This is a genomic window from Pseudomonadota bacterium, assembly GCA_027620075.1.
In the GTDB taxonomy this organism is placed as follows: domain Bacteria; phylum Pseudomonadota; class Alphaproteobacteria; order Rickettsiales; family UBA6187; genus 1-14-0-20-39-49.
Genome location: JAQCEY010000005.1, coordinates 1 through 16,727, shown reverse-complemented (window position 1 = coordinate 16,727; position 16,727 = coordinate 1). Strand labels below are relative to the sequence as shown.

At 40.3% G+C, this 16,727-nt stretch carries 14 protein-coding genes; 6 read left to right on the top strand and 8 right to left on the bottom strand.

Annotation, left to right across the window (positions count from 1 at the left end):
- The 3 genes from O2942_07720 to folE all read right to left on the bottom strand — a co-directional run bounded on the left by O2942_07720 (position 1) and on the right by folE (position 3,803).
- Positions 1-1,482, bottom strand: coding sequence for a SulP family inorganic anion transporter (locus tag O2942_07720; protein MDA0782136.1), 1,482 nt, complete (start codon positions 1,480-1,482; stop codon positions 1-3).
- Positions 1,483-1,672: 190 nt separating this feature from the next.
- Positions 1,673-3,121 carry a TrkH family potassium uptake protein gene (locus O2942_07715; protein ID MDA0782135.1) on the bottom strand — a complete coding sequence of 483 codons (1,449 nt, stop codon included), beginning with the start codon at positions 3,119-3,121 and terminating at the stop codon, positions 1,673-1,675.
- Positions 3,122-3,209: 88 nt separating this feature from the next.
- Entirely contained in the window at positions 3,210-3,803 is a 594-nt protein-coding gene (gene folE, locus O2942_07710) for a GTP cyclohydrolase I FolE (GenBank protein MDA0782134.1), read from the bottom strand.
- A 197-nt stretch (positions 3,804-4,000) separates the two neighbouring features.
- On the opposite strand from folE, the gene O2942_07705 reads away from it, so the two are divergent.
- From O2942_07705 to O2942_07695, 3 genes are all read left to right on the top strand, one after another.
- On the top strand, positions 4,001-4,522 hold the full coding sequence (locus O2942_07705) for a hypothetical protein (GenBank protein ID MDA0782133.1): 522 nt from the start codon (positions 4,001-4,003) through the stop codon (positions 4,520-4,522).
- Positions 4,523-4,791: 269 nt separating this feature from the next.
- Positions 4,792-6,489: a hypothetical protein gene (locus tag O2942_07700; GenBank protein MDA0782132.1), complete on the top strand. Its 1,698-nt coding sequence runs from the start codon at positions 4,792-4,794 to the stop codon at positions 6,487-6,489.
- 56 nt (positions 6,490-6,545) lie between these two features.
- Positions 6,546-7,856, top strand: coding sequence for a YihY/virulence factor BrkB family protein (locus O2942_07695; protein MDA0782131.1), 1,311 nt, complete (start codon positions 6,546-6,548; stop codon positions 7,854-7,856).
- 26 nt (positions 7,857-7,882) lie between these two features.
- Here the strand turns inward: O2942_07695 and O2942_07690 are convergent, their stop codons facing one another.
- Positions 7,883-9,241 (bottom strand): NAD-dependent succinate-semialdehyde dehydrogenase, encoded by a 1,359-nt coding sequence (locus tag O2942_07690; protein ID MDA0782130.1) that lies wholly within the window; start codon positions 9,239-9,241, stop codon positions 7,883-7,885.
- A 196-nt stretch (positions 9,242-9,437) separates the two neighbouring features.
- Between O2942_07690 and O2942_07685 the strand changes: the two genes are divergently transcribed.
- From O2942_07685 to O2942_07675, 3 genes are all read left to right on the top strand, one after another.
- Positions 9,438-9,896, top strand: coding sequence for an ion channel (locus O2942_07685; protein MDA0782129.1), 459 nt, complete (start codon positions 9,438-9,440; stop codon positions 9,894-9,896).
- Between the two features lie 9 nt (positions 9,897-9,905).
- Positions 9,906-11,330: a bifunctional enoyl-CoA hydratase/phosphate acetyltransferase gene (locus O2942_07680; GenBank protein ID MDA0782128.1), complete on the top strand. Its 1,425-nt coding sequence runs from the start codon at positions 9,906-9,908 to the stop codon at positions 11,328-11,330.
- Between the two features lie 99 nt (positions 11,331-11,429).
- A complete protein-coding gene (locus O2942_07675) occupies positions 11,430-13,061 on the top strand; it encodes a hypothetical protein (GenBank protein MDA0782127.1) in 1,632 nt (543 codons plus the stop codon).
- Between the two features lie 22 nt (positions 13,062-13,083).
- Here O2942_07675 and O2942_07670 read toward each other — a convergent pair whose 3' ends face one another.
- The 4 genes from O2942_07670 to O2942_07655 form a co-directional block, all read right to left on the bottom strand.
- Positions 13,084-14,058, bottom strand: coding sequence for a cupin domain-containing protein (locus tag O2942_07670; protein ID MDA0782126.1), 975 nt, complete (start codon positions 14,056-14,058; stop codon positions 13,084-13,086).
- Positions 14,024-15,268, bottom strand: coding sequence for a SagB/ThcOx family dehydrogenase (locus O2942_07665; GenBank protein ID MDA0782125.1), 1,245 nt, complete (start codon positions 15,266-15,268; stop codon positions 14,024-14,026). The genes O2942_07670 and O2942_07665 overlap by 35 nt, the downstream gene beginning before the upstream one ends.
- A 51-nt stretch (positions 15,269-15,319) precedes the next feature.
- Positions 15,320-16,387 carry an HEXXH motif-containing putative peptide modification protein gene (locus O2942_07660; protein ID MDA0782124.1) on the bottom strand — a complete coding sequence of 356 codons (1,068 nt, stop codon included), beginning with the start codon at positions 16,385-16,387 and terminating at the stop codon, positions 15,320-15,322.
- Between the two features lie 132 nt (positions 16,388-16,519).
- The coding region (locus O2942_07655; GenBank protein ID MDA0782123.1) for a hypothetical protein at positions 16,520-16,727 on the bottom strand (208 nt) is incomplete at its 5' end.

The following is a 16,727-nucleotide window of genomic DNA, read 5'->3' as shown; positions in this document are numbered from 1 at the left end:
TTAGTGTTTTATCATTAATTCCATAGCATCCGGTTTATCATGGATTGCCAGTTTTTCTACCATAGTAGCACTTGCTTCGTTTAATCCAAGCACTTTTACATCCGTACCTTCACGGCGGAATTTCAGCACTATCTTATCAAGTGCACCGACACCTGTTAAATCCCAAAAATGTGCCTGCGTCATATCAATTGTTACACGCTCAACCACTTCTTTAAAGTCGAACCGTGCAGAAAAATTATCGGCAGAGGCAAAAAACACCTGACCATAAACACGGTAAATGCGGTGTTTTCCTTCATCGGTAAGTTCCGATTCTACAAGAAGTAGGTGTGATACTTTTTTGGCAAAGAATAATGCACTCATCAATACGCCGATAAACACACCAAGTGCCAGATTATGAGTAGCTACAACAACCACAACAGTTGTCACCATCACAAGGCTTGACGATTTCGGATGCGTTTTTAGGTTTTTTACCGATGCCCAGCTAAACGTACCGATTGACACCATAATCATTACCGCGACCAGTGCCGCCATAGGGATTTGCTTTACCCAATCACCCAGCACCAGAATCAGGAACAGTAAAAAGGCTCCGGCAAAAAAAGTTGATAGCCTGCCCCTACCGCCTGACTTAACGTTAATCACCGACTGACCTATCATTGCACAGCCTGCCATACCGCCGAAGAATCCCGCAACAATATTGGCAATACCCTGCCCTGCACATTCACGGTTTTTCTGACTCGGCGTATCGGTTAAATCATCTACGATTACCGCCGTCATCAATGATTCGAGTAAGCCGACCGCTGCCAGCGTGACCGAATAAGGCAGAATAATCATGAGCGTTTCCAAATTAAGCGGAATATTCGGAATCATAAATAAAGGAAAAGTATCAGGCAACTGCCCCATATGACCTACGGTACGAATATCCAATCCCATAAAAATACTAAATGCAGTCAGAACTACAATCGCCACTAGCGGAGAAGGCACTGCTTTTGTTATATAAGGAAAACCATAAATAATTCCTAAACCCGCCGCCACCATTGCATACATCTGCCAACTAGCACCGCTAAATTCCGGCAACTGTGCCATAAAAATAAGGATTGCCAACGCATTGACAAAACCTGTTACTACCGATTTGGAAACAAACCGCAAGAGCGAACCGAGCTTTAAAAAACCCGCTATAATCTGGATAATACCTGTAAGCACCGTAGCTGCCAGCAGATATTCAAGCCCGTGTTCTTTAACTAAAGTGACCATCACCAGAGCCATAGCACCGGTTGCAGCCGAAATCATTCCCGGTCTGCCTCCGACAAATGCAATAACTACGGCAATACAAAAAGAGGCATAAAGCCCGACTTTCGGGTCAACACCTGCAATAATGGAAAAAGCTATAGCTTCAGGGATAAGTGCAAGTGCCACTACCGTGCCTGCAAGTAAATCACCACGAATATTGCCGAACCACTCGGCACGAAGTCGAGAAAGAACCATCTAAAAACCTTGTATTTTATTTTCACAAAAGTGCCGGAATTACATCGTGTTTTGCGAAAACAAGGCACATTTCTATAGATTGCGTATTTTTATACAGACTAAACTGCCAAAGTCAAACAATTATAGGCTTGTTATCACTACAATTCATAATCTAAAGCACGGTGTAATCTACTACGGTTCCTATAAATATCTAGTCCTGCCAGAAATAAGACGAGAACAGCACAAGTATGGTAAATATTTCCAACCTTCCAAGTAGCATGGCAAACGACAACACCCACTTTGCAAGAACAGGTACGTCAGCATAATTTCCCGCAGGACCGATAACATCGCCAAGACCCGGTCCCACATTTGCAAGAGTGGCTGCCGCACCGCTCATACTTGAAATATAATCAAGACCGCATAATGAAAGTATAAGTGCTACCACTAAAAATGAGAACGCAAACAATATTATGTAGCTCATAACTGAACTTGTGATAGCTTCGGAAAGAGGTTTGCCGTTAAAACGAGGGCGTATGACGGCATGAGGCTGTATGAGGTGGTTTATCTGTGCTTTAGCAGTCTGGTATAAAACCTGATACCTGAATACTTTTATCCCCCCCGTAGTTGAACCGGTACACCCTCCGACAACGGATAACATAAATATTAACGTTACCGGAAATCCGCCCCAAAGAGAATAATCCGCAGATGAAAAACCCGATGTAGTTGCAATGGACACAATATTAAATGACGAAACTCTCAATGCGTAAGGCAAGTCCATACCGTTATTAAGCGTTAGCCATATGGCACAAACAAGAATGCTAAGAGCAACTATCGTAAGAAACCACCTAACCTGAGAATCTTTGTGGAATGCACTTATATTCCCTTGTAACAAATGAATATATAGAACAAACGGTATTCCGCCTGCCAACATGAAAAAACTTAATACATACTCTATTTTGCTGCTGTTGAAATACGCTATGGATTGATCATGCGTTGAAAATCCTGCCGTAGCAACTGTTGTCATAGCATGGTTTACGGCATCAAAATGACTCATTCCCACCCATATCAACATAATACCGCAAATAACGGTAAGTAGAAGATACACACTTCCTATAGCAATTGATATTTGAGCTGTTCGTGGCATTATTTTTTCCGATTTATCTGATGACTCCGTCCTGAATAACTGCATACCTCCGATATTTAACATAGGCAAGACCGCCAAAGCTACCACGATTATTCCGATACCGCCTATCCATTGCAGCAAAGAACGCCATAGCAATATACCGGGAGGAAGTCCGTCCAGACCGGTAAGCACGGTTGCTCCGGTAGTTGTTAGTCCTGACATGGATTCAAAAAATGAATCGGTAACAGAAAGCCCGACCGCTGAAAATTTGAAAGGTAACGCCGCAAAGGTTACCAGTGCCAACCAGCTAAATGTAGTTAAGACAAATGCCTGCCTGATATTAAGTGGGGCAGTTTTTCCCTTATTGGTAAGTGCAAAACTAAGCCCGACAAAGAAGGTTATGAATGATGATAACAAGAACCCTACCCATTCCTGATCTTGTGACATATAGTCAAATATAGCAGGTATTAACATGAATACGGCTAGCGTAGTCAGCAAAATACCTATTGCGTATAATACCGGTCTGAAATTATGCATATAATTATATAGTTATTTTTTACAACACTAGTTACTAGCAATTTTAATAACGCTATTCAACTATATAATTTCCTGCACAAGTAACAAATTAAATATTTATCTCTGTACGAGTAGGTGAAGTTACAAGCTGTATGAATTCCTGCCTTGTTCTTTCGTCTTTCCTGAAAAGACCGAGCATATGACTGGTTTTCATTACAACGCCCGATTTATGCACGCCACGTGTACTCATACATTGGTGAGTAGCTTCAATTACAACCGCAACCCCTTTAGGCTGCAAGACATCATTAATACTATTTGCAATCTGTGCCGTAAGTTTTTCCTGTATCTGAAGGCGTTTAGCATATGCTTCCGCTATCCTTGCAAGTTTGCTGATACCCACCACCCTTTTATTAGGTATGTATGCAATATGTGCTTTACCGATAATAGGCAGCATGTGGTGTTCACAATGCGATTCGATACGTATATCTTTTAGCATTATCATTTCATCGTATCCTTCTGTTTCGGAGAAAGTACGCTTCAATATCTCTTCGGGGTCTACATCATATCCGCCGAAAAACTCACTAAAACTTTTCACCACCCTTTTAGGAGTGTCTAAAAGCCCTTCCCTGTCCGAATCCTCCCCTATCCAGTCAAGTATGGTTTTAACCGCAGCTTCCGCCTGTTCTTTTGTCGGTTTAGTCATAACATTTACTTTTTATAATTTACAGTTCATGCTTGTACTAATATTCCGACCGCCATGCAAGTTAAATTCTTGTAATTACAATCCTGCACTACTAAAAACCTCTATAACATAAACGCTACCAAAGTTAGCCGGGGAAATTATTTTAAAAACATATTTTATGTGATATACTTAACATAATGATAACCAAGGAGTAGCAAGTGACCTATATATTTCATTCTTTTTTCGTAATAAGTTTAGCTGTGTTTTCGTTTTCTGCGTTTGCCGAATATGAAACTCACCGCATGAATGAGATTGACCTGCCTGATATAGCTCAAGAGCGTAAGGATATTTCAACCAGATCGGGTACGAATGCTACAACCGATTATAAGCCTTATAATTCATCGTCTGATTATAAAGAACTGTCTGAAACACATGAAACAAAAAGAAAGCAAAAAAACCACATGTTCAATCCTGCCGCTGCAATGAAAGAAGTTTCTTCGAACACCAAGGGCAAACCCGACCATGATTTTTATGATGAATCTGCCGAATATAAGATACTTGCTAGGGAGTATGAGGAAAAAGGCATGGGCATTATCGCACAGGATTATGAGCGTCTGTCGGTAATAAAATTTCAGGCGGCAAAACTTGCCGATGAAGGAAAACGGGATAATATATCATGGGAAGAATTCAATAAGATTCAAGAAAGAATTAATTTAAATTTACGTTCTAATAAAAAGTAGTAGTTTCAATTCCACCGTTACTTCGGACAAAATAGTTGTCATGCTGAATTTATTTCAGCATCTTTCATGTTTCATAATAGAACCTGAAACAAGTTCAGGTTGACAAAAAAATATAAAAAACCAATTAACGGAGTATTCCGATTATTTAACATCCTGACTGCCGTTAAAAGATATATTGACAACAACCTTCTACTGCCTTTAATTTGGTTAATCTTTAACATTTTCAATTTTTATTTGCAGACCATTAAGATAAGGAGTCACTTTTAAGCATGACGGTAGGAAAGATAATCAGTTCAACGAAAAAAAGAAGCTTCACAGATATTTTAGGCAATAATGACAACTTGCCGACACTAAAACCGCTTAGGGAATACGGGATTGGAGAGCCGGGCAGTCGTGACCCCGGTTTTGTTTATTTACCGTTTGACGGTGATGCAGGAAAGAATGAAAAATGGGATAATCTTGCAAAAAATATGCCGCAGCTTTTAAAAAAGCGCGGAGCATTTGCCGATGCCTTAAACAGTAAAGACCTTCCTGAATTTGTTTTTGAAGAAGAACGTTATTCAAAAAGCAAAGACGGTAAATTTGACACTGAAGATTCTAATTTACGTGCAGACTTGCAAATGTTAACCGCCATTGCATCGGGATATGTTAATTATACCGACCACGAAACAGGCAAATCCGCCGAACTTCGTAAAAAACTCGGTATTCAAAGCAACGCTGCCGTTGTTCCTGAAAAACTTGCCAAGCCGTTAAAACAGCTTGCAGATATGGCACAAGTGCCTCCTATGCTAAACTATGCACACTACGCTATAGATAACAGAAAAGGAGAAATACCTTATACAAAAGATGGTGAGGTTGATGTTGACAAGGTACTGACACAAAACGGTCAATATGAATGGGAAAGGGTAAGGTATGAAAGGGTTGATTCGAACAAGCCCGCTTTGAAAAGAGTGCCGGTCGGAAAGTTCGGCAACCGTGAAAATAGCGAGAACCCTAAAGACATCACAGCACCAAGAACCCCTAAGGAAACCGAGATTTTCATTAAGGCAAAAGATGGCAACAGCCCTGACGGTCAATATGTAAAAAGCAAACTTGGAGAAGATAGGGATATTATCGGAAAAGTAGATAAGATAAGCGATATAGGTGAGCTAAAATTCAGATATCCTTTTGTCGGACCTAATGCTAAAGGCGAAGATGATGAACTTGGCTTTGTACAGGTACATACGGTAATTGAGGCAATAGCGGCTAAGGCGTTATACCAAATGCCCAAAATAATTGATGCCGCTAAAAATGAAGATGTAAAAGGTGTGCAGGAAGGATTGCAGACCGTAGCGTCAACATACCGGAAAATGGTAGAAATATTCCACTTATCACCCGCTTATTCAAGAACAAGCGAATATGAAAAAGAAGAAGGCGGACTGCGACCTTATATTAAAGGATTTGACGGTAAAACACGTCCCGATGGTGTTATATATGAAGGGCAGTATAATAATGAACCGCAATATTTTAGGGGCGAATCAGGGGCTATGAGTTCTGTTATACCGGCACTGGACGAGCTATTAGGATACAAGCCGCCAACAAAATTTTATGAGGGCTACAGGGAGTATATGCCTACTAAACACCGTGAATTTTTAAGCGACCTTGGTGAAGCGACAAAAGACCTTGATTTAAGGAAACTGGGTGGAGACGCTTTTAAACAAGCCGTTGTAGCAGGAGCTGATTTCCGTTTGGCACATGCCGATAATGCCGTAGAATATATACAAAACCCCAATGGCGATGCAATCGGCACAGGCGGTTCTATATTTGCCATATATCTGAGGAAAAACGCCGAGCATATGAGGCAGTTTGCCGAAGCCCCACAAGAAGCGCAAAAGGCAAATATTCCGCCTCAGCAACAAAGCCATACAGCCTCTTTAAACACAAGAAGACAACAGCAAGCCGAAGCAGGTTGTTGTACTATAATATAGAAGCCTCATAAGGATACCGTATTGCCATATAAAAATTATTGAGTAAGATAGGCTATATGGAATCTATAAGTAAATTACTAAAAAGTTATAATAAGTGGCTTCGGTCAATGCAGACCGTTGATATACCGTTTCATGTAATTTTCTTACGCACGGTGTTACAGATAATAAGTGCAATCATACGTGACTTAAAAAACGGGCAGTTAAGCCTTAGGGCGATGAGCCTTGTTTACACCACCATTATTTCCATAGTTCCGCTAATTGCCATAAGTTTTTCAGTCCTTAAAGGACTAGGCGCTCATAATCAGATAAAGCCTTTTTTGCTTAACACGCTAGACCCCCTTGGCGAGAAAAAGATTGAGGTTACGGATAAGATAATCGGATTTGTAGATAATATACAAGTAGGTGTATTGGGTGCGGTAGGTATAGCGGTGTTGTTATATACCGTTATAGGATTGATGCAGAAAATAGAAAATGCCTTTAACTTTGTATGGGGTGTTGAAAGGTCACGTAACTTAACGAAGCGTTTTAACGACTATTTAAGTATATTGTTCGTAGGACCGGTATTAATATTCCTGTCTACCGCCATGACCACCTCGCTAACCGGCGGCTATCTGGTGGAAAGAATCAATGAAGTGGAAAGGCTGCAATTTATTATTCCTTTATTCGGAATAATAGTACCCTACTTTATCCTTTCTGTTGCTTTTACGTTTATGTACAGCTTTATCCCAAATACAAAAGTTAATGTAAAGGCAGCTTTCATAGGCGGTCTTATGACCGCATTCTTATGGAAATTGATGGGCTGGGGGTTTACCAATTTTGTAGCAGGCTCATCAAGCCACACTCTTATATATTCTGCATTTGCGACGGTCATCGTGTTCATGGTATGGATATATCTGGTGTGGCTGGTACTGCTTATAGGCTCAAGTATAAGTTTTTATATCCAGAACCCGCAATATCGCCTCAACAAAAACAAGTTCCTGTCACTATCACCTTCTAACAAAGAAGCGGTCGCTTTAGAAGTAATGATGCAGATAGCACAAAACTACTTTGCCGATAAACCGGTATCATCGATAAATGAGCTTGCCAAAATCTGTAAGTTCCCGTTACAGGCGGTAGATGAAATAATTTACTACCTAATCCGGTCGGAACTCATATCCGTTGAAGAGGGAACAGGCTCGATAGTCCCCAAGCGTCCGCTTGAACACATAACATATTTTGACATTATCAACTCGGTACGCATACGTACAAGGTCAGATGAGGATACAAAATTAAGTAACAACGACACCGAAACCTTCAAAAAAGAGATTGATGAGGTTCTACATAAATCTTTCGGAAAAAGAACGTTAAAGAATATGATACAAAAATAAGATTCGAGCCACCCCTTTCGCCTCAATTAAGATACAACAACCGTTTTGATATTCACAAATTCACGTATCCCGAATTCAGCAAGCTCCCTGCCATAACCGCTATATTTCACTCCACCGAAAGGAAGTTTGGGGTCGGACTTGACATAATCATTTACGGCAACATTACCGGTATCCATCTGTCTTGCGATATTTTCAGCAGTTTTTATATCATTACTGAAAACAGCTCCGCCCAGACCGAAATTCGAATCGTTGGCTATACGTATAGCCTCCCCCACATCGCTGAATTTTATTACGGAGGCTACAGGACCGAATATCTCGTCGTCATAGGCGGGCATATCAGGTTTTACATTGATTAAAATAGTCGGCGGATAGAAAGCACCGTTTTTGTCTTCTATAAATCCCCCAAGAATACACTTAGCACCCTTTTCAACCGACTGTTTTACCTGTTCATGAATAATATCCCTTTGCTTTTTAGATACCATAGGTCCAAGATTAGTCCTTTTATCCATCGGGTCACCTGCAACATAGCCTTGCATTTGCGTTTTCATTTTCTCAACAAACTTATCATGTATGGATTGATGAACAATAAAACGCTTGGCGGCAATACAGCTTTGTCCGCCATTTATCATTCTGCTTTTAACACAAAGTTCGGCAGCTTTATCAATGTCGGCATTGCTAAGTACTATATAAGCATCGCTGCCCCCTAGTTCCAGAACGCTTTTTTTGGAAAACTCACCGGCTCTTTTAGCTATGGCCTTTCCTGCCTCAACACTGCCAGTAACGGTAACAGCCCTTATATAGCTGTGTGCTATAACGCTATCTGACTGATTATGGTCTATCAACAAGGTTCGGAATATATTTTCGGGGAATCCTGCTTTTGTAAAGATATCATCTATTACCAAAGCACAGCCTGAAACATTGCTTGCGTGTTTTAACAATCCCGCATTACCTGCCATTAATGTGGGTACGGCAAATCTAAATACCTGCCAGAAAGGGAAGTTCCAAGGCATCACCGCAAATATAATACCTATAGGGTCAAACCTGACATAGCTTTTTACATAATCTGTCTTAATTTCCCGCGGTTCTAAAAAAATTGCTGCGTTTTCCTGATAGTAATCACATAACAAGGAACATTTTTCTATTTCAGCTACAGATTCATTTATCGGCTTTCCCATCTCGCAGGTTATTAGTTCTGCGTACTCATCTTTATGTTTTCTTAAAATATCGGCAGCCTGCCGCATTAATATACTTTTTTCGTAAAAGGTATAATTCTTCCATTTTAAAAAAGAGCTGTGCATAGACTCTATGATTGACAAAACTTCACTGTCTTTCATTTTGCCATAAGAACTTATAATTTTATTACTATATGGATTTATGCTTTTCATATTACCCACTCTTTCAGTTTTTTATCATATAACAAATACCTTAAAAAATATATTTATATAATAGCCTTTTCGTTATTCGTCATTGAAAATTATAATAGCTCCTCTCATGAAGGCGTGGATTACATTATACTTGCTTATTTCAAAAGGATAAGCAAGTATAGTATTTCTGCTTATTATTGATGTTGAAAGGTAATATATGGTTCATTTAATTGGCGGTCTGATAAGTATTATACTTGTCATAACTACAACCCTAATCTACTATGAGATAATGCGTCTTACATGGGCGTTGTTGCCAAAGCTGAGCCTTGCTCCCCGTAAAAAAGTCATCATAGTAGTTCTTTCAATTTTTGCGGGTCATACTATTGCGGTATGGATTTACGGTTTTACGTTCTGGATTATGTCAAAAACCGGTCTTGGAGGCATTGGTGGTGAACATGAGGATATATTCCTTACATATCTGTATTTTTCAGCGGAGACGTATTCCTCTTTGGGTTTAGGGGATGTATTTCCCCAAAAGGGACTGCATCTACTTGTAGGGGTTGAGGCACTGAACGGTCTGGTATTGATAGGGTGGTCGGTAGCATTTACATTTATTGCGATGCAGGAATTTTGGGATTTACATGGAAAGACGATAACAAAGAACAGTGATAATTAGCGAGGCAGTATGAACGGCTATATAGAAAACAAGACATTCGATGAAATCGAAATTGGGGACACAGCCTCAATAGAACATACGCTGACCCGAAAGGATATCGACCTTTTCGCTATCATGTCGGGTGATGTAAATCCCGCCCATGTTGATGAAGAATACGCACAAAGCGATATGTTCCATAAAATCATAGCACACGGCATGTGGAGCGGTTCTTTCATCTCTACGGTTTTAGGTACTCAACTCCCCGGTCCCGGCACTATATATTTAAACCAGACATTTCAATTTTTAAAGCCGGTAGCCATCGGTGATACCATAACGGCAAGGGTAATTGTAAAATCAAAGAAAAAAACGAAGAATATAGTTACATTGGATTGTTTATGCGTTAACCAAAACGGTAAGGAAGTTATCAAAGGAGAAGCGGTAGTTATAGCTCCTACAGAAAAAGTCAGCCGTAAGAGAATAAGGCTGCCTGATATCAAACTTTCAAATAGCAGGGAAGAATGCCCTAATTACCATCGCATTATTTGTATGGCAGCAGGTCATTCACCGATAAAAACGGCAGTAGTTCACCCTGTTGATGCTAACTCTTTAAAAGGGGCAATAGCCTCTGCCGAAGAAGGTCTTATAGAACCTATATTGGTAGGACCGGAAGCAAAAATAAGGGATATTGCAAAAAAAGAGAAGCTGGATATTTCAAAATACCGACTTGTCCCGACCGAGCATAGCCATGCCGCTGCCGAGATAGCCGTTTTGCTGGCAAGGCGTGGTGAGGTGGAAGCCCTGATGAAAGGCAAAATACACACTGACGAGCTTCTATTGGAGGTTATTAAAAAAGATACAGGTCTACGCACAGGCAGAAGAGTAAGCCATGTGGTTATGGCAGATATACCGGCATACCCTAAGCCTTTATTCATTACCGATGCGGCAATAAATATTAAACCTACGCTTTCGGATAAAAAAGATATCGTACAAAATGCGATAGACCTTTTCCACTCGCTTGATTTTGGAACTCCGCGTGTAGCTATCATATCTGCTATAGAAACGGTTAATGAAAAAATACCGTCCACACTGGACGCTACGGCTTTATGTAAAATGGCGGAGCGTGGGCAGATAACCGGAGCTTTACTTGACGGCCCTCTTGCATTTGATAATGCCGTTTCCGTTGAGGCGGCTAAAGTAAAGAATATCCGTTCTCAGGTTGCAGGAAAGGCAGATATACTGGTAGTCCCAGACCTTGAATCAGGCAATATATTATTGAAACAGCTTACATTATTTTCAGGTGCATCGGTAGCCGGCGTAGTAATGGGCGCAAAGGTTCCTATAATATTGACCAGCCGTTCAAGCGGAGAACTTGCAAGAAAAGCCTCAAGTGCATTGGCACTACTTTATATACACGGCAATAATATCAAAAAGCTAAAAGCTAACGATATAAACTAATGCTTTATTAAAAAATTAATAAATACTTTCAAGTTTTGTAATATTCTGCTATATTGCCGTGACAAAAAAGAACGGCACAACAATATTGGGAGTTATATTATGACAAAAGAGCATCAGGATAGTAAACAAGAGGCTTATTCAATTGATAAGTTTGATAGTATAAATATTGACTGGATAGAAAATGATACTCAACTTGGTCCTTTAGAGCAGTATCAAAACCAACAAAAAGCCGTAACCGCACAACCTGCTCGAAGCAATCAACCTTTATCAAATAATGCCGGTTCGGCATTTTCAGTATATACTAGAAGACCGGTAACGTCCTCAATAGATGAGCATAACCCGATTTTGTGGGATGATGTGGACGGTGTTATGATAGGTCAAAAACCGATGGCAGATACATCTGTTGCATCGGTACCGGCTATAGATTCATCACAAACTTATGATACTTTTGTTAATAGTAAGGTGCGATACAATGCAACGGCAAAAATAAAAAACGCACTTGATGATGCGGGAATAGTCGGCTTATATGGTATTAATACAAGAGAATGGTCAAGCAAATCTAAATTCTCACCTGAATTTACCCAACAATATAATGACGTTATAAATCGTGAAGCATCAAGAACGAGAGCGGCTCCTGATGAGTTAAGACAACAATACGAAATTTCAAGAAGATATGTCCGCCAAATATACAGGCTAGCTCAAAAAATTACTTCCTCAAAAAGTGATTACGAGATACAAGAGCAAGCACGAAACGATACGAACCGGGTTGCCGAAAGACAGAACGACCCTAACATCTCACCTGTCTTAATAGTTGCTGCAAACGAATTAATTGATCGTATGGTCGTAAAAAACCAATCCGCATCACAAACAAATACACAACCGGCAGCATATGTAGCCACCGCCACGGAAATTGATGATGATGCCACAATAAAAACCGACAATACGCAAAATAGAAAACCACTTGACGCAGCACAGCAACAGGTAACCATGAATTTCTATGGCGATAATAATAACATATACGTTCAAAACTCGGCAGCTACTACAAAAAGAGATAGGGGAACTTCGACAGAAGAAAAACCTGCTATAAACAAAAACGACATGAGGGTGTCTAGCCTTCCAGTATTACAAAAACCTCAAACTTCAGGCGAAAAAGATGATTCTCAGTATGTTCTATTTGGTCGTGGGGGAAGAGTAAACGACAATCCGGCTAATGTACGTTTTCGTGACAGTCTGGATAAATACGCAGAAAAATATTTAACCGCCAAAAAATCACCCAAAAGAACGGTATTATACCAAGCATTACAGGAAATGTTAGATGGCGGTCAGATAGCAGGGTTTAAAAAAGAAACAACCCTAGGCAATAAAGAATGGAAAGAGTTAAATTTAACAGATAAAAAAGACCTGAGCTTAATATATAATAAAGCCGGACAATTCTTGAGAGACAAATATCCTGCTTCCGGAAAAAGAAAAACAACAATTGACACTTTCCATGTTGAGCAAGCTACCCAACAACGTACAGATAGTACCGAAACTTCCCGAAAACGTGAAAGAGAGGAGCAAAAACCGACTGCTTCTTTTGCTCAACAGGTTCGGCAAAGTGCCAATTCTAAAGCATCTGCCAAAAATGAAAGCGGTAGCGAATACGCACCGAGCGATGACTCCGGCTCTCATTCATCTGAAGAATCATTTGCACAAAAATACTCTAATAAAAAAGGTAGAACTAGGTTTTAATAGCCGAAAAGAGCTTACTTTATTATGTTTTATAAGTAAGCTCTTCTAATATTTTCTGCCAGTTTTTAGGAGTATCGGCAATGATATCCGTAATTTTGGTTATCGTTTCCTTGTTAATACCGTTCTTTATGCATTCTTGAGATACCGCACTACGCAAGAACAATGAGGAAGCGGCATGATGCCCTACTATTTCATTTAATATGTCCAGCCACCTGACGGAATGTATCCCTATCGACAGGTGCATCGAAGGCGAACTACCGGACTCGGCAGAATGTACTTGTCCCCTCGGTAAATACATAACTTCACCGGTTTTAAGGATTACTTGACTCTTTTTAGCCGCAAGGTCTTTTTTTAAATTAATATCTTCAATATCATAACGCTGACTTTTCAAAGGAAGTTTAGTTCTTGATTTATAAAGATACCATTTTTTTTCACCTGATATCTGCACCACAAAGATGTCATGCGTATCATAGTGTGCAGGGAATGCAACAGCATTAGACGGAGTATAGTATAAATTAGCTTCCACCTTAAAACCAAATTGTTCGGAGAGTTTGTTCGTAAATTCAACTATCGGCTCCCACCTTCTATGCAGCTCCGGAACTATCAACGAGTAACCTTCTGCCCATAACCTGTATATCTCATACATATCGGCACTGCCGTCCTCAAGCGATACCACCACTCCGTGATATTCGCCATCAACCATTTTTCCCATGGTTATATTGGCTTTTATCTCGGGTCTTGGCACGCAGAGCATTTGTCCCAGATGCCCGATATCGAACAGCTTGGCAAAATCAAAGGACTTATTAACCGTCTTATATTTTTTTTCCCAGATATCAGAAAAGAAGTCCGCCTCGTTCATGTTACCGATAAGGCTTTTTAGAGGAGTTACCTCTTCTAAAGCTACATCTGCATTGTTAGTCTTTTCACCCTCTCTTTCATCGGGGAACAACATATAATTATCGTCATTCAGAGACTGTTTCACTTCTTGGTCTTTCATGTGACAATACATCCTTTTCAATATGTCCTATGCCGTTTACCATCATAACAGGCTCAACTAAACGGTCTAGCCCCAGATATTCCTCGAATATCTCATCTCTTGTAGCACATGTGGTAAAGCTGCCAAGCCCTAACCATTTTGCACTAAGATGCAGCGTCTGGCTTGTATGCCCGACATCTGCCATAACGACCCTGAAAGCCCTTGAAAAATCATATTTCCATGCCATTCTGGGTAAAAAAGCCGTTGTCAGGAAAGAAACCGGACATTCGGCTATCCATTCCTGTCCGCCACATGCCGTACCCATCCATTCTTTAGGATTACATGCTATAATCTGCTCAAGACCATGCCTTTTAACCGAATAATGATAGCAGCCGGGTGGAAGCCCCTCAACATTGCTGATAACCGGATAAACCTCTATAGGGTGTAACGAACCGCCACTTGGCGATACCTTCCTTACAAAGTGGTCGCCAAGCGGATTATTCATCAACGCCGTCGCTCCCCAGCTTAAATATAGTATCGTTCCAAGTTCCTCTAATGAAACAGGTTTGTCAGAATAACGCCTTGTTGAACGCCGCCCGAACAAAACAGACATAAAATTATTTTTATTTTGTTCGGCATATTTATCTAAAATAGGAATAGGGTTCGGTAACTCGAAGAACGGAAGGTCGCCCCTGTCATAAAAACACGAAGGTTGCCTTCCTCTCATCAGGTCACGGACATGTAAATGAGCCAGTTCCTCTTGTGTAAGATACCTTGCCTGACTTCCTGTGCGAGTTGCCTGAATAAAATTACAGGCATCATACCACCCTTCAGGCAACTGCTTTGGAACGGGTCCCGGACCTGATTCCCTTGAAGATGCAACAAGTGCGTCCATCTCTATCAAATCCTTGACAGCTGCGTATAATTTTAGCAGATAGTCTTCTCCTGTTTCCTCACTATCACAATGTGACAATACCGAATCCAACGGTTTAGGAACTAAAAAATATTCGATAAGCTTTGCTATATCGGCATCAAACTCAATTCTTTCTCCGCTAATAAGATTTACAACGGTAACTTTATCCTCACCTATTTTTGCACCTATGTGGCTACCGATAACATAATTTTCCTTTATGCTATCGGCATTTGTATTTTCATAGAGAAAAAAGGTTTTCTGTTCCGGCTGTTCTTGCGTTACTTCCTGCTTTTTTTCGGTTTTTCTTTTTTTAGCCATATTTATATTTTACCTTCATATTCTTTTACTGCTCATGACAATAAAAAACTATTATTTCACTATAGATAGAACGGGAGTTTGGTAAAGAGCGTTTATTTCATCAACCAGATGGTTATACAGACTTCTTCCATATTCGGTCATACCCGGAACATAGGCAAGGTCTCTTGCTGCCACCATTAATCCGCGATGGATAAGCTCACGCTTTCTTTCAAGATATGCGGTTTCATCACCTGCTGTTTTAGCCCTGTGGTCAAAATATTTTACCAGTTGCAAATAAATAAAGAAAGCATGGTAATAGCCGAATAAATTACGTTTTGAGCCTGACCACGGCAGCTCATACACCGCCTCTTTTTCAGCGTCTTCGCCTGTAATCGGGTGCAACTCTGCTATTTTATATAATAGCTGGTGGGCAGCTTCATGTACGATAGATTCTTCCAAATCTATTAAAGAGTTTTCTACACCGCATAAATATACCACCCCCTGATAACGTGATGCCGAACAGCTACGGAAAGTAGCATCGGGAGTGTACCCTATAATCTGAATTAAAGATTGCACTAGTTCGAATAATTTAGGGTCACATTTTTTAATTTCTTTGAAAGCAAGACCAATATTATCGTTAAACTGCTCCATAGTCGGTAACACCGTACTTGAAGGAGAATAGGCTTTTTCAAGCATTTCAAAATCATAAGTCGGAGGAGTTGCCTCTTTTATAATCGGGTCGAGGTCAAGTCTTTGAACCAAGATAGAAGTACCTTTAATATACGTAAAGCCGTTTTTATTTCGGCGTTTTTCTATACGCTCCATTAATCCGTCGAGTTTATTTGCCAGCTCCTGAACATAGAATAATGATTCCGGAGAGTTCTTAACCGCCATTGTCAGACAATCAAGCCACCTTACAAAAGCAGGGTCGTCCAAAAAGAACTTTCGCTGCTCCCCGTCCATATCCATAACCTGATGGAAAGCCTCTTTTATCTTCGCAAGCTCATTTTTATTATCACTTATGGCAGCACAAATAACCGCAAAACGTGAAAGACGCTGTGCGTGTAACTGCTCTTGTAAATTATCGTAATCAAATTCAAAATCTTTGGTAAATTCTGCCTCAGCTAACCTAACTTTCATATCAACCCTCTTTATTATAAAATATATTTTTTATCGCTACCTAAGCCGTTGCTCTAACAAACCGAATTCATACCTTGAATTTTTTGTCATTCGCCGGAATAACACCGGCGAACGACAATTTTTTAAAATCGATTACTGATTTCTAACACCCAAACGAGCCTCTAATGCGGCAAGTCTAGCACCTGTTTGTTGTTGCTGTTGTTCTTGGTCAAATAAAGCAGCCTCACCACCGGGACGAGTAATATTAACGGCAGGTTGAAGACCTAAACGAGCCTCAAGTGCGGCAAGTCTTGCACCTGTTTGTTGTTGCTGTTGTTCTTGGTCGAATAAAGCAGCCTCA

Coding starts and splice junctions, on each gene's coding strand:
- folE (MDA0782134.1), bottom strand. CDS start 3,803: ATGACTAAACCGACAAAAGAACAGGCGGAAGCTGCGGTTAAAACCATA.
- O2942_07720 (MDA0782136.1), bottom strand. CDS start 1,482: ATGGTTCTTTCTCGACTTCGTGCCGAGTGGTTCGGCAATATTCGTGGT.
- O2942_07715 (MDA0782135.1), bottom strand. CDS start 3,121: ATGCATAATTTCAGACCGGTATTATACGCAATAGGTATTTTGCTGACT.
- O2942_07690 (MDA0782130.1), bottom strand. CDS start 9,241: ATGAAAAGCATAAATCCATATAGTAATAAAATTATAAGTTCTTATGGC.
- O2942_07675 (MDA0782127.1), top strand. CDS start 11,430: ATGACAAAAGAGCATCAGGATAGTAAACAAGAGGCTTATTCAATTGAT.
- O2942_07695 (MDA0782131.1), top strand. CDS start 6,546: ATGGAATCTATAAGTAAATTACTAAAAAGTTATAATAAGTGGCTTCGG.
- O2942_07685 (MDA0782129.1), top strand. CDS start 9,438: ATGGTTCATTTAATTGGCGGTCTGATAAGTATTATACTTGTCATAACT.
- O2942_07700 (MDA0782132.1), top strand. CDS start 4,792: ATGACGGTAGGAAAGATAATCAGTTCAACGAAAAAAAGAAGCTTCACA.
- O2942_07660 (MDA0782124.1), bottom strand. CDS start 16,387: ATGAAAGTTAGGTTAGCTGAGGCAGAATTTACCAAAGATTTTGAATTT.
- O2942_07680 (MDA0782128.1), top strand. CDS start 9,906: ATGAACGGCTATATAGAAAACAAGACATTCGATGAAATCGAAATTGGG.
- O2942_07665 (MDA0782125.1), bottom strand. CDS start 15,268: ATGGCTAAAAAAAGAAAAACCGAAAAAAAGCAGGAAGTAACGCAAGAA.
- O2942_07670 (MDA0782126.1), bottom strand. CDS start 14,058: ATGAAAGACCAAGAAGTGAAACAGTCTCTGAATGACGATAATTATATG.